10 protein-coding genes and 1 pseudogene are annotated in these 13,110 nt (G+C 65.9%); 2 read left to right on the top strand and 9 right to left on the bottom strand.

Annotated features, from left to right (window positions below; all coding sequences use genetic code 11):
- Positions 1-915 (bottom strand): annotated as a pseudogene (locus A5740_RS10270) (PE-PPE domain-containing protein); the annotation flags it as partial.
- 338 nt (positions 916-1,253) lie between these two features.
- Between A5740_RS10270 and A5740_RS10265 the strand changes: the two are divergent.
- On the top strand, positions 1,254-2,633 hold the full coding sequence (locus tag A5740_RS10265) for an HNH endonuclease signature motif containing protein (protein WP_076193705.1): 1,380 nt from the start codon (positions 1,254-1,256) through the stop codon (positions 2,631-2,633).
- A 23-nt stretch (positions 2,634-2,656) separates the two neighbouring features.
- On the opposite strand, the gene A5740_RS10260 is transcribed toward A5740_RS10265, so the two are convergent.
- The 8 genes from A5740_RS10260 to A5740_RS10225 all read right to left on the bottom strand — a co-directional run bounded on the left by A5740_RS10260 (position 2,657) and on the right by A5740_RS10225 (position 12,673).
- Positions 2,657-3,103 (bottom strand): ester cyclase, encoded by a 447-nt coding sequence (locus A5740_RS10260; RefSeq protein WP_076193703.1) that lies wholly within the window; start codon positions 3,101-3,103, stop codon positions 2,657-2,659.
- Between the two features lie 210 nt (positions 3,104-3,313).
- Positions 3,314-4,081, bottom strand: coding sequence for an enoyl-CoA hydratase family protein (locus A5740_RS10255; protein ID WP_076193701.1), 768 nt, complete (start codon positions 4,079-4,081; stop codon positions 3,314-3,316).
- Positions 4,081-5,238, bottom strand: a complete 1,158-nt coding sequence (locus A5740_RS10250) for an acyl-CoA dehydrogenase family protein (RefSeq protein WP_076193699.1) — start codon at positions 5,236-5,238, stop codon at positions 4,081-4,083. The genes A5740_RS10255 and A5740_RS10250 overlap by 1 nt, the downstream gene beginning before the upstream one ends.
- Positions 5,235-7,172 carry a biotin carboxylase N-terminal domain-containing protein gene (locus tag A5740_RS10245; protein WP_076193697.1) on the bottom strand — a complete coding sequence of 646 codons (1,938 nt, stop codon included), beginning with the start codon at positions 7,170-7,172 and terminating at the stop codon, positions 5,235-5,237. Before A5740_RS10245 ends, A5740_RS10250 begins: the two co-directional genes overlap by 4 nt.
- Before the next feature lie 11 nt (positions 7,173-7,183).
- Positions 7,184-8,716, bottom strand: coding sequence for an acyl-CoA carboxylase subunit beta (locus A5740_RS10240; protein ID WP_175616214.1), 1,533 nt, complete (start codon positions 8,714-8,716; stop codon positions 7,184-7,186).
- Positions 8,717-8,775: 59 nt separating this feature from the next.
- Positions 8,776-9,924, bottom strand: coding sequence for an acyl-CoA dehydrogenase family protein (locus tag A5740_RS10235; RefSeq protein ID WP_076193692.1), 1,149 nt, complete (start codon positions 9,922-9,924; stop codon positions 8,776-8,778).
- Positions 9,921-11,663 (bottom strand): acyclic terpene utilization AtuA family protein, encoded by a 1,743-nt coding sequence (locus tag A5740_RS10230; RefSeq protein WP_076193690.1) that lies wholly within the window; start codon positions 11,661-11,663, stop codon positions 9,921-9,923. The genes A5740_RS10235 and A5740_RS10230 overlap by 4 nt, the downstream gene beginning before the upstream one ends.
- A gap of 113 nt (positions 11,664-11,776) precedes the next feature.
- Positions 11,777-12,673, bottom strand: coding sequence for a hypothetical protein (locus A5740_RS10225; protein WP_254849136.1), 897 nt, complete (start codon positions 12,671-12,673; stop codon positions 11,777-11,779).
- Between the two features lie 231 nt (positions 12,674-12,904).
- Here A5740_RS10225 and rpmF point away from each other — a divergent pair, with 231 nt between their 5' ends.
- Positions 12,905-13,078: a 50S ribosomal protein L32 gene (gene rpmF / locus A5740_RS10220; protein ID WP_003885704.1), complete on the top strand. Its 174-nt coding sequence runs from the start codon at positions 12,905-12,907 to the stop codon at positions 13,076-13,078.
- Positions 13,079-13,110 lie beyond the last annotated feature (32 nt).

Raw genomic sequence — 13,110 nt, 5'->3', positions numbered from 1 at the left:
GGCTGCGGCGGAGTTTGCCCAGGCCAGCGGGTTCAGCGTGGTCGGTACATCCGACAGCGGGTTATAGGCCCACGTGATGTCCATGATCGAGGTGTTGAGGACCTTGGTGACCTTGCCGCCGTTGGCATCGGCATTGGTATAGCTGCCCGCGTCGGGCGTAGTGAGATCGACCCCCATGAGGCTTGTGAAAGGGGTTGCCAGCGCGAATAATCCGCCGCCGGGACGGCTGGGATTGTTGACCATGATCAGCCACTGGCCGGTGACACCGACCTCCCAGTCGTCACTGTTGGACGTGACGGCGTCGATCATGTCGCGGTAGGCCAGCGATGTGGTGAGCCCACCCATGCTCTCGGCCAAGAGGATTGCGCGGCGCTGGTTCAGAATCGGCGCGGCCTTGACGAACTTCTCGACCGCGTCGTCGATGAGGTCCCATATTGTGTTTCCCACAATGGCTTTGATTGGACCGCCCAGCATATCCATCGTGCCGGTCATGGTGTAGTCCAGCCCGTTCACCGCGTCGTACACGTCACTCGGCATCGGGCCCTTCACGCCGGCCTCTACCGGTGACACGGCATCCAGCAGGTCCAGCAACCCGATGACGGTGTCGGCCAGTGCGGTGTTACCCGTCAACCCTCCGGCGGCCTTGATCACGTTCTCGGGCGTGATCCCCAACATCTGCGCCGTCCAGAACACCGGGCCCACCCCGTAGATCCCGACGATGTCAGGAATCCGTCCGACGTCGGCGGACGCGGTCAGCTCAACATCCGTCTGCACGCTTCGGTTATGTGCGGCAAGCGCCTCCGGCGCGGTGGACGCGACACCGGCGGTCAGCGCTGCGGTGGTGGCGACGACAGCCGCTGCAGTGGCGGCAACCTTGGCCTTGTGCAGCCGGGGAGGGGTGGGCTGTGACGTCAATGTCGCCGCCTTCGGGGTGTGATGTGGCCTACAGTGCCCGCACACTGTAGCAATACATTATGGGGCGGATGCAAATTTGCCAAAGTAACAATCTCGGGCGTGAATCACCACGTCGATGGCTACGGAATCCGTCGTCTCTGCGTCTGTGGTAATCGGCCTGCCGGGCCTTTCGGGGCGCATCAAGATCGACTGACGTGGGCACTTCGAGCGTCGAGCGCCGAGTCGATCTGATTGCGAAAATCGCACCGCCTCGACGACTTCAAAAAACTTTGGCAACGTTTGCCACTCTGGCCACAATCCGGCCGTTCTTGTCGGACCATCGAACTAATGTTCGAATCATGACCAGTGCATCAGTGGACCGCCAGCAACTGATGGCGGACTACGAGGCCTATGAGGCGCTGGCCACCAAGCTCGCCTCGGCCTCCCACGATGCGCTCAGCCTGATCGACCTCCACTACATCGCCACGCGGCGTCAGCGGATCGCCCGTGCGCACGCTTCGGTCGACAACAAGATCATCACCGGGATTGCCGAGGCGATCACCCCGCAGACGGCGGGCCACAACTCGCTGCGCGACATATTGGTGTACTCGTTGCGGATCAGTAAGGCCGAGGCGCAAGCGCGGCTCGACGATGCCAAGGTGCTGACTCCTCGCCGTGCGATGACGGGTGAACCGCTCCCGCCGGTGATGCCCACTACCGCTGCTTCCCAGTCCCGCGGTGATATCGGCGTCGAGCACGTACGGATCATCCGGAAATTCTTCAAGAAGTTGCCCGAGGCCGTCACGGCCGAAACGCGGGACCGAGCCGAGGAACTGCTGGGCCGTACCGCCGCCAGGCTGACCCCGGAGGCGCTGCAGAAGGTGGCAGACCGGCTGCGGATGACCATCGACCAGGATGGGCCGGCGCCACGGGATAACGTTGCAGCCCGCAAGCGTGGCCTTGAATTCGGCAAACAGGACAGCGATGGTTTGTCGAAGGTCCACGGGTATATCGATGCGGAGTGCCGGGCGTACTGCGAGGCGTACAACGCCAAGTTGGCGGCGCCGGGTATGTGCAATCCGGATGACGAAAATCCCTGTGTCGACGGCGAACCCGATGAAGAAGCGGTCAAATGGGATCTACGGACCAAGGCGCAGCGCAACCACGATGCTTTCAAGGCCATGTGTCGCGCCGTGTTGATGTCCGGGACGCTGGGCCAGCACCGGGGCTTGCCGGTCACCTTGGTGGTCACGGCCACGCTCGAACAGATCTGTTCAGGTGAGGGCTGGGCGATCACCGGGGGCGGCAGCCTGATCCCGATGGCAGACGTGGTCCGGCTGGCCGGCCACGCGTATCACTATCTGTGCATTTACGAGTCACACTCAGAGGTGCCGCTATATCTGGGTCGTACCAAGCGAATTGCCTCGCCCGGGCAGCGGCTCGCGCTGTTCGGAATGGAAGGCGGATGCACCCGACCAGGCTGCACCGCACCTGCGGATTGGTGCCAGGTACACCACCGCGTGAAGGATTGGGCCGACGGCGGGCAGACGGACATCGACCAACTCACCCTGGCTTGTCCGGCATGTCACCGGTTGCTGTCCAGCAAGGGGTGGCGCACCAGAATCGGCAAAGATGGTCGCACCGAATGGCTTCCGCCGCCGATACTCGATACCGGACAGTCGCGGATCAATGACTGCCACCACCCGGAGCGCTACCTCTTCGAGCGCGACGCCAGTTAGTCCTGCTTTTGGTTCCAGATCCCTCAGGCGGGTGCCGCCTCCTGCGATGCCCCAGCCGGGATCAGGCCGAGCTGCTGCAGCATGCCCAAAGTGTCCCAGGTGACCCAGTTCTCGGCGATCTTGCCGTCCTCGATCCGGGTGGTGTCGGTGAGGTTGATCCGGGCGTGCTTACCCGTGGCCGGGTGTCCCATGATCTCGCCGGTGTTGTCGCCCTGCGCCTCGATCATCGTGCACACGTAGTCGCCCTCCGCGATCTGCATCTTGACGTCGAACTTCATGTTGGTGAACGACTTCCGATACATCTCGATGAGGCTTCGCATGTGTTCGGGGCCGCGCTGATCCCCGAACGGATCCTGGGTGTCGTGATAGGCGGCACCGGGAGCGACGAGATCGTCCAACTCGCTGAGGTCGCCGGAGGCGAATACCTCCCACACCCGACGTGAAATGGTCTTGTTCTGATCATCGGCCATGATTCCGGCCTTTCCGGGAACAACCGCACGGCAGAGAACGTCCGCAGCTCACACGGTAAAACTGCCGAGCGCAATGCGACAGAGACCCCGAGGCGGTTGCTGCCACAGGCAACGACCGACAGTCACTCAAACGGCGCGTGACCTGCCTCGCCGCACCCAATGCAGCGCCGGTTGCAGCTCGGTTTCAAGCCCGGGTGGCACGGCCGCTGCTCATCCCACCCAGCTCGGCGGGCGCTTCTGCAGGAACGCCATCATGCCTTCGCGCGCCTCGTCGGAGACGAACAACCGCGCCGACTGTTGCGTCAATGCCTCGGCGTGCTCGTCGAACCCGCGCAGGATCGAGGCCGTCGTCAACGCCTTCGACGTCGCCAGCCCCTGGGGCGATCCCTTTGCGATCTCGGCCGTCAATGCGGCTACCGCCGCGTCGACGTTGTCAGCGGCGACGGTGACCAGTCCGATCTCCGCAGCCTCGGTGGCGTCGAACTTCTCCCCGGTGACGAAGTAACGCCCGGCCGCCCGCGGCGACATCTTCGGCAGCAGCGTCAGCGAAATGATCGACGGCGCCACCCCGATACGCGCCTCGGTCAGCGCAAACGTACTGGCCGGCCCGGCCACGACGAGATCGCAGGCCCCGACCAGCCCCATGCCGCCGGCCCGCACATGCCCGTCGATCGCGCCGATCACCGGAACCGGTAGCTCCAGGATCGCCCGCAGCGTCGTGGTCATCTCGCGGGCCCGGCCGACGGCGATGTCGCCGGGGTCCTGCCCGGCAGCCTCGCTCAGATCTGCTCCGGCACAGAAGGTTCCACCGGTATGTCCCAGCACCACCACCCGGACTCGGGGATCGGCGGCGGCGTTGTCCAGGCCCTGGTGCAGTTGGGTCACCAAAGCCGTGGACAGCGCGTTGCGGTTGTGCGGGGAATCCAGCGTCAGCCGCGCGACGTTGCCGTCGACGCTGTACTGGACCAGCGTGCTCATCAGTAGGACCGAGGCAGGCCGAGGGACGTCTGCGCGACGAAGTTCAGGATCATCTCCCGGCTCACCGGCGCGATACGAGCGAGCTTCGACGCGTTGACCGCCGCGGCGATGCCGTACTCCTTCGTCAACCCGTTGCCGCCGAGGGATTGCACGGCCTGATCGACCGCCCGCACCGATGCCTCACCGGCGGCGTACTTGGCCATGTTGGCCGCCTCCGCGGCACCGAAGTCATCACCCGAGTCGTACAGGGTCGCGGCCTTCTGCATCATCAGCTTGGCCAGCTCGATCTCGATGTGGTTCTGCGCCAACGGATGTGACAGGCCCTGATGCGAGCCGATCGGCACTTTCCAGACCTGACGGGTCTTGACGTAGTCGACGGCCTTGTTGATCGCGAACCGGCCCATGCCGACCGCCGACGCCGCTCCCATGATCCGCTCGGGGTTGAGCCCGGCGAACAGCTGCGCGATCGCGGCATCTTCCGAACCGACGAGCGCATCGGCCGGTAACCGCACATCGTCGAGGAACACCTGGAACTGGCTCTCGGGGCTGACGATCTCCATCTCGATCTTGGTCCAGTTCAGCCCCGGAGTGTCGGTGGGGATGACGAACAGCGCCGGCTTGAGGTTGCCGGTCTTGTGGTCCTCGGTGCGGCCGACGACCAACACGGCCTGGGCCTGGTCGACGCCGGAGATGAACGTCTTCTGGCCCTTGAGGATCCAGTCGCTGCCGTCTTTACGGGCCGTGGTGGTGATCCGGTGGCTGTTGGAACCGGCGTCGGGCTCGGTGATCGCGAAGGCCATGGTGATCGACCCGTCGGCGATGCCGGGGATCCAGCGCTTCTTCTGCTCCTCGGTACCGAACTTCGAGATGATCGTGCCGTTGATCGCGGGGGACACCACCATCATCAACAGCGCCGCGCCGGAGGACGCCATCTCCTCCATCACCAGCGAGAGCTCGTACATGCCGGCGCCCCCGCCGCCGTACTCCTCGGGCAGGTTCACCCCGATGAAGCCGAGTTTGCCTGCCTCGTTCCACAATTCGGTGGTGTGCTCGCCGGCGCGGGCCTTCTCCAGGTAGTAGTCCTGGCCGTAGTTGGCGGCCATCGCGGCCACCGCCTGCCGCAGCGCCTTCTGCTCTTCGGTCTCGATGAAGCTCATGAGTTTTCTCCTCCAGGTGTTTCTACGCGGGCAAGGACGGCGCCGACCTCGACCTGCTGGCCCGCGGCGACATTGAGTTCGGCCAACACCCCGTCTTCGGGTGCGGCAATGGTGTGTTCCATTTTCATAGCTTCCAGCCAGATCAGCGGCTGTCCGGCCGTCACGGTGTCACCGACGGCGGCGCCGACACGGACGACGGAACCGGGCATCGGCGCCAGCAGTGAGCCGTGCGCGACGGCGTCATTCGGATCAGGGAACCGGGGAAGCGCGGTGAATTGCACCGGCCCCAGCGGGGAGTCGACGAACACCTGATCGTCGTAACTCGCCACCTCGAACGCGCGTTCCACACCGTTGACCGACAGCACCACCCGCTCGGGCGTCGCCGACACCAGAGCCACGCCGTCGTCGTCGGGCAACTCCACCCCGGCACGGGTGAAACGGTACCGAATTGGCACTTCCGCACCGGCAGCGTCGGAGTACGTCCGCGTCTGGTGTCCCGAGGCCAGGTTGCGCCAACCGCTCGGTGCGGCGCCGAAAACGCGTGCGCTACGCCGGTTGTGCGCGGCGTCGGCCAGCGCGGCGGCGATCGCCGAGAGCGTCACCGCGCCCGCATCGGCGAGCGGGGCGGACAGGACATCCAGACCGTGGGTGTCGAAGAACGCGGTATCGGTGGCCCCGTCCAAAAATGCCGGGTGCCGCAACACGTTCACCAGCAGATCTCGGTTGGTGCGCAGCCCGTGAATCCGGGTGCGGGCCAACGCATCGGCCAACACGGTCGCCGCCTGTCGCCGGGTCGGCGCGTAGGAGATGACCTTGGCGAGCATGGGGTCGTAGAAGATCGACACCACCGAGCCGTCCTCGATTCCGGTGTCGACGCGGACGTGCGCGGGCACGTCGAACCGGTGCACCGTGCCGGCCTGCGGCTGCCAGCCCTTGGCCGGATCCTCGGCGTACAACCGGACTTCGATGGCCGAACCGCGTGAGGCGGGGGGCTCAGGATCGAGCCGGCCGCCGTCGGCGACGAGGATCTGCAGTTCCACCAGATCCAGACCGGTAGTGGCCTCCGTGACCGGGTGTTCCACCTGCAGCCGGGTGTTCATCTCGAGGAAGAAGAAGTCACCTTTTTCGTCCGCCATGAATTCGACGGTGCCCGCGCCGGTGTAGCCGATGGCCTCGGCGGCCAGCCGAGCCGCGTCGAACAACTTCTCCCGCATCCCCGGCGTGCGCTCCACCAGAGGCGAAGGCGCTTCCTCGACGACCTTTTGATGACGACGCTGAATCGAACATTCCCGCTCACCGACCGCCCACACGGTGCCGTGCTCATCGGCGAGCACCTGCACCTCGACGTGGTGCCCGGCGGCCAGGTAGCGCTCGCAGAACACCGTCGGATCCCCGAATGCCGATTGCGCCTCACGCTGCGCAGCGGCGACTTCATCTGGCAGAGCGGACAGTTCGCGTACCACGCGCATGCCGCGGCCACCACCACCGGCCGATGCCTTCACCAGCACGGGCAGCTGATCGGCGGTCACGGTGGCCGGGTCGAGCTCGGTCAACACCGGCACCCCGGCCGCGGCCATCATCTTCTTGGCCTCGATCTTGGAACCCATGGCCCGCACGGCGGGAACCGGTGGGCCGATCCACGTCAGCCCGGCGGCAAGCACCGCGGCCGCGAAATCCGGATTTTCCGAGAGGAATCCGTAGCCCGGGTGGATGGCGTCGGCGCCGGCGGCCTGGGCCGCGGAGATGATCTGCGTGGCGTCGAGATAACCATTGGTGCCTTCCAGGCGTACGCGTGCGTCGGCTTCGGCGACGTGGGGAGACCCGGCGTCGGGGTCTGTGTACACCGCGACGGTGCCGATGCCGAGACGACGACAGGTCTCGAACACCCGACGGGCGATCTCACCGCGGTTGGCGACGAGGACTCTGGTAATCATCGGGGTGTCTCTCACATCCTGAAGACGCCGAAGTTCGACGTCCCCTCGATCGGGCCATTGGCGATGGCGGACAAGCACATTCCCAACACCGTGCGGGTGTCGCGGGGGTCGATCACTCCGTCGTCGTACAACCGGCCGGACAGGAACATCGGCAGCGATTCGGCTTCGATCTGCGCCTCGACTGCAGCCCGCAGTGCCGCGTCGGCCGCCTCGTCGACCTGTTGACCGCGAGCTTCCGCGGCGGCGCGGCTGACGATCGAGAGCACACCGGCCAACTGGGTGCCACCCATCACCGCCGACTTCGACGACGGCCAGGCGAACAGGAAGCGCGGGTCGTACGCCCGCCCGCACATGCCGTAGTGGCCCGCGCCGTAGGACGCGCCGAGCAGCAGCGAGATGTGCGGGACCGTCGAGTTGGACACCGCGTTGATCATCATCGAGCCGTGCTTGATCATGCCGCCCTCTTCGTACTGCTTACCCACCATGTAGCCGGTGGTGTTGTGCAGGAACAGAAGTGGCGTGTCCGATCGGTTGGCCAGCTGGATGAACTGGGTGGCCTTCTGCGATTCCTCGCTGAACAGCACGCCGCGGGCATTGGCCAGAATGCCGACCGGGTAGCCGTACAACGTGGCCCACCCCGTCACCAGCGACGACCCGTACAGCGGCTTGAACTCGTCGAAATCCGAGCCGTCGACGATGCGGGCGATCACGTCGCGCGGATCGAACGGGATCCGCAGATCGGCGGGAACGATGCCGATGAGCTCCTCCGGGTCGAACAGTGGCTCGACGACCGGTGCGGGGACCGGTCCCAACTTGCGCCAGTTCAACCGGGCCACAATGCGCCGGCCGATCCGGATGGCGTCCAGCTCGTCGTTGGCCAGATAGTCACCGAGACCCGAAGTACGCGCGTGCATCTCGGCACCGCCCAGAGACTCGTCGTCGGACTCTTCGCCGGTGGCCATCTTCACCAGCGGCGGCCCGGCCAAGAACACCTTGGAGCGTTCCTTGATCATCACCACGTGATCGGACATCCCCGGCACATATGCGCCGCCGGCCGTCGAGTTGCCGAACACCAACGCGATGGTCGGGATGCCCGCCGCCGACAGCCGGGTCAGGTCGCGGAACATCTGCCCGCCCGGGATGAAGATCTCCTTCTGCGTGGGCAGATCGGCGCCGCCGGACTCCACGAGGGAGATCACCGGCAGTCGGTTTTCCATCGCGATCTGGTTGGCGCGCAGGATCTTCTTGAGCGTCCAAGGGTTACTGGTACCGCCCTTGACCGTGGGATCGTTCGCGACGATCAGGCACTCGACACCTTCGACAGCGCCGATGCCGCAGACCACAGACGCGCCGACCGTGAAATCGCTGCCCCAGGCCGCCAGCGGGCTCAGCTCCAGGAATGGGGCGTCGGGATCCAGCAGCAGCTCGACCCGCTCGCGTGCGGTGAGCTTGCCGCGGCCGTGATGGCGGTCCACATACTTGGCGCCGCCGCCGGCCAGGGCTTTGGCATGCTCGGCATCGAGTTCGGCCAGCTTGGTCGTCATCACCTCGGCGGCCTCGAGGTAGCCGGGGGAGCGGGAATCGATGGTCGATTTCAGAGTGGTCACGACTGGAACCCCAATGTCTTGGCGGCCAGCGAAGTCAGGATCTCGGTGGTGCCCCCGCCGATACCGAGGATGCGCATGTCACGGTACTGACGCTCTACCTCGGATTCGGCCATATAGCCCATCCCGCCGAACAATTGGACGGCCTGGTTGGCGACCCACTCACCGGTCTCGACTGCCGTGTTCTTGGCGAAGCACACCTCGGTGATCAAATTGCTCTCACCCGCCAACTGCCGTTCGACGACGTGGCGCGTGTACACACGGGCGATGTCGATCCGTCGGGCCATCTCGGCCAACGTGTTCTGCACCGACTGCCGTGAGATCAGCGGCTTGCCGAACGTCTCACGGTCGCGGCACCACTGCACGGTCAGGTCCAGGCAACGCTGTGCACTGGCATAGGCCTGCACGGCCAGACCCACCCGCTCGGACACGAACGCGGCCGCGATCTGGAAGAAGCCCGAATTCTCGGCGCCGATCAGATTCGCGACGGCTACCCGCGCGTCGGTGTAGGACAGCTCGGCGGTATCGCTTGAGCGCCAACCCATCTTGTCCAGCTTGCGGCTGACCTCAAATCCGGCGGTGTTCTTGTCCACCACGATCAGCGAGACCCCCGCCGCGCCGGGTCCGCCGGTGCGGGCGGCGGTGACGACGTAGTCGGCGCGCACGCCGGAGGTGATGTAGGTCTTGGCGCCGTTGAGGACGTACTCGTCGCCTTCGCGTGCCGCCCGGGTGGTGAGATGCCCGACGTCGGAGCCGCCGCCCGGTTCGGTGATGGCCAAAGATCCGATGAGATCCCCGCGCAGCGTCGGTTTCACGTACGTCTCGATCAACCGCTCGTCCCCGGAGGCGGCCATGTGCGGCACCGCGATACCGCAGGTGAACAGGGAAGCGAACACCCCGCCGGGCGTACCCGCGTAATGCATCTCCTCGCAGATGATCACCGCGTCGGCCCCGTCGCCGCCACCGCCGCCGACCGATTCGGGGAAGTTGGCGCCCAGCAACCCGGCCTCACCGGCCTTGCGGTGCAACTCCCGGGGCAACTCGCCGGTGCGTTCCCACTCGGCGGCGTACGGCAGCACCTCGCGTTCGGCGAAACTGCGCACGGTCTTGCGCAGTGCCTCGCGCTCAGGCGAATTCCAGATGCTCACGTGAAGATTTCCTCCGGGATATCGAGATGACGGCTGCGCAACCATTCGCCCAGCCCTTTCGCCTGCGGATCGAATCGGGCCTGATACGCCACGCCCTGGCCGAGAATGCCTTCGATCACAAAGTTCATGGCCCGCAGATTCGGCAGCAGATGCCGGGTGACCGGCAGATCGGCTGTCTCGGGCAGTAATTCACGTAGCTTGTCGACGGTCAGTGCGTGGGCCAGCCACCGCCACTGCTCGTCGCTACGTACCCACACCCCGACATTCGCCGACCCGCCCTTGTCGCCGCTGCGGGCACCGGCCACCGTGCCCAGTGGGGCGCGCCGGGTGGGGCCGGCCGGAAGTGGTTCAGGCAACGCAGGTTCGGCCACCGAGGCCAGGTCGAGGGTGTCGGTGGCGGGGGCGATCCTCACTCTGGTGCCGTCGGCGTGGACGGCAACGTGTGGCACTTCGGCGGCGTCGACGTAACCGGGGACGAACACGCCGTACACCTGACCGTCACCGGGCGGCGCCGTCGTGGTGAATCCCGGATAACTGGCCAACGCGAGTTCGACTCCCGCCGCGGAGAACTGGCGTCCCACGACCGCGGGATCCGGGTCACGGACCACGCAGTGCAGCAACGCGCTGGCGGTCTCCTCGGTGTCGGCGTCGGGATGATCGGTCCGGGCCAGCGTCCAATCCAGCTCGGCCGGCCGCACTTTCAGGCCGGCCTCCAACTGGCTGCGCACCAGCTGGGCCTTGGCCTCGATGTCGAGGCCGGTCAACACGAATGTGGCGGCATTGCGGAAACCGCCGATGCTGTTGCACGACACTTTCAGCGTCGGCGGCGGGGCCTCACCGCGGACACCCGACATCCGCACCCGGTCGGTGCCGTCCTGCGCCAACTGGAGCGAATCGACCCGAAGCGTCACATCGGGATTGGCGTAGCGGGCGCCGGTGATCTCGTACAGCAGTTGGGCGCTGACCGTGCCGACGCTCACCTGCCCGCCGGTGCCGGGATGTTTGGTGATCACCGACGAGCCGTCGGCGGAGATCTCGGCGATCGGGAAGCCGGGCCGGGCCAGATCGGAAACTTCCCCGAAGAACGAGTAATTGCCGCCGGTGGCCTGCGTGCCGCATTCGATCACGTGACCGGCGGCCACGGCCCCGGCCAGTGCGTCGTAGTCGGTCCGGGACCAGCCGAAGTGTGCCGCCGCGGGGCCGACGATCACCGACGCGTCGGTCACCCGGCCGGTGACGACGACGTCGGCGCCGGAGTTCAGGCAGTCGACGATGCCCCATGCGCCCAGGTAGGCGTTGGCGGCCAAAATTGATCCCCCGGTCGCTTCGCTCCTGCCCGCCGGTGGTGTCCCCAACCCGAGCTCGGCAGCCCGGCCCACCAGGTCATCACCCTCGACGTGGGCGACGTTGACGTCGAGGCCCAGGCGCTCGGCCAGCGCCCGGACGGCCGTGGCCAGCCCCGCGGGATTGAGTCCGCCGGCGTTGGCGACGATCTTCACGCCCTTGTCGAGCGCGATCCCGAGGGACTGTTCCAGCTGCAGCAGGAACGTTTTGGCGTAGCCGCGGTCGGGGTTCTTGGCCCGGTCACGAGCCAGGATCAGCATGGTGAGCTCGGCCAGGTAGTCGCCGGTCAGGAAGTCCAGCTCGCCGCCGTCGAGCATGTCGCGCATGGCGGACATGCGGTCACCGTAGAAGCCAGAACAGTTGCCGATACGAACTGCACCAGATTCAGAAGGCACGTGTACTCCTGTCGACGCCGACCATGGACCAACCAACCGGTAGGTTAGCGGGTACCGCCGGTATCGCGTCAAGGGGTGCGTCGCCAGGATCCAGATTGCCCTGAGGGGCAAAATCAGGCGGCGTTTTGTCCATGGGCGCAATCTGGTCGCCAACCACGGCTGCGCAGTGCTCGCTCGACACGCGTGAGGACATCGACGATGTCGTCCTCGGCGATCACCCGAATGACGATCCAGCCCAGGGCTTCCAGCGTGCGCAAGGTCTTCTGGTCCTGCACATAACGCCTGCGGTCGGACTGGTGGAAGATTCCGTCGTAGTTGACTCCGACACCGTACTGTTCCCAGCCCATATCCATGATCGCGATACGGCGGCGGCGGTGAATCACCGCGATCTGGGTCTGCTCGGGAGGCATTCCGGCGTCGGTCAACTGCAGGCGCAACCAGGTCTCCCGCGGGGAATCGGCACCCGCGTCGACCAGCGGCAGCGCGGCCCTCAGCGCCCGGATTCCACGAGCCCTCGGATAGCGTTCGATCAGCGGGACGACATCGTCGACACGGACCTGCAAGGTCCAGGCCAGCGCGTCGATCCGTGCGACGGCCTCGTCGCGAGGGAGGTGACGGCCCAGATCGAACACGGTCCGTGCCGGTGTCGTCACCGGTAGGCCGACCACACGTTTGATTTCGTCATCGGCGTACGTCTCGTTGCGCACGATCAATCCGTGCGGTGGCCTGCCGTTGCGCCAGATGAGCTCGATCGGGATATCGGCGTCGACGTAGGCCGCTCCGTGCAGTGCTGACGCCGCGGCCCCCGCGATCACTGCCCGACGTCCCGACCACAGCCACGCGCCGATAGTTCGGTCACGAAGCGTGGGTTCGCCGCGTACATATATGTCCGGGAAGATTCGTTGGTAGTGATACCTGAGGTCGTTGCGCGTGACGACCCCGTCGGCCAACGCTTCGCTGCCGATCAACACCCCGCCCATGGGCGGAATGCTGGCAGGCGGCACCGACATGCCATCGAGATTGAATCCAGGGACAGAAATGGCCGGGGTTCTGTACCTCAGTGCAATCTCGGCGGCGACGAGGCGACGGGGCGGCAATCTCGGCGGCGACGAGGTAGCGAGGCCGGGGCGGCCAGGCTCTTCCTCCGTTTTGGAGGACCGCCAGGTCAACCGTTACTCTGTAGGGCAGTCGTCTGCCGCTGCGATGCGCGCGGCAACCCCCAAAGCAAGGAGATGCACGTCATGGCTGTGCCCAAGCGCAGAATGTCGCGCGCGAACACCCGTAGCCGGCGCGCGCAGTGGAAGGCCGAGGCCACCGGTCTCGTCGGCGTGAACGTCGCCGGCCAGCAGCACAAGGTGCCGCGTCGTCTGCTCAAGGCCGCTCGTCTGGGTCTCGTCGACCTCGACAAGCGCTAACACCACACGCACCTTTACCAAAAAGCGCTATC

Origin of the sequence: Mycobacterium sp. GA-1841 (assembly GCF_001954135.1) — a bacterium.
Taxonomy (GTDB): Bacteria; Actinomycetota; Actinomycetes; order Mycobacteriales; family Mycobacteriaceae; genus Mycobacterium.
This window is presented reverse-complemented; position numbering and strand designations above follow the sequence as displayed.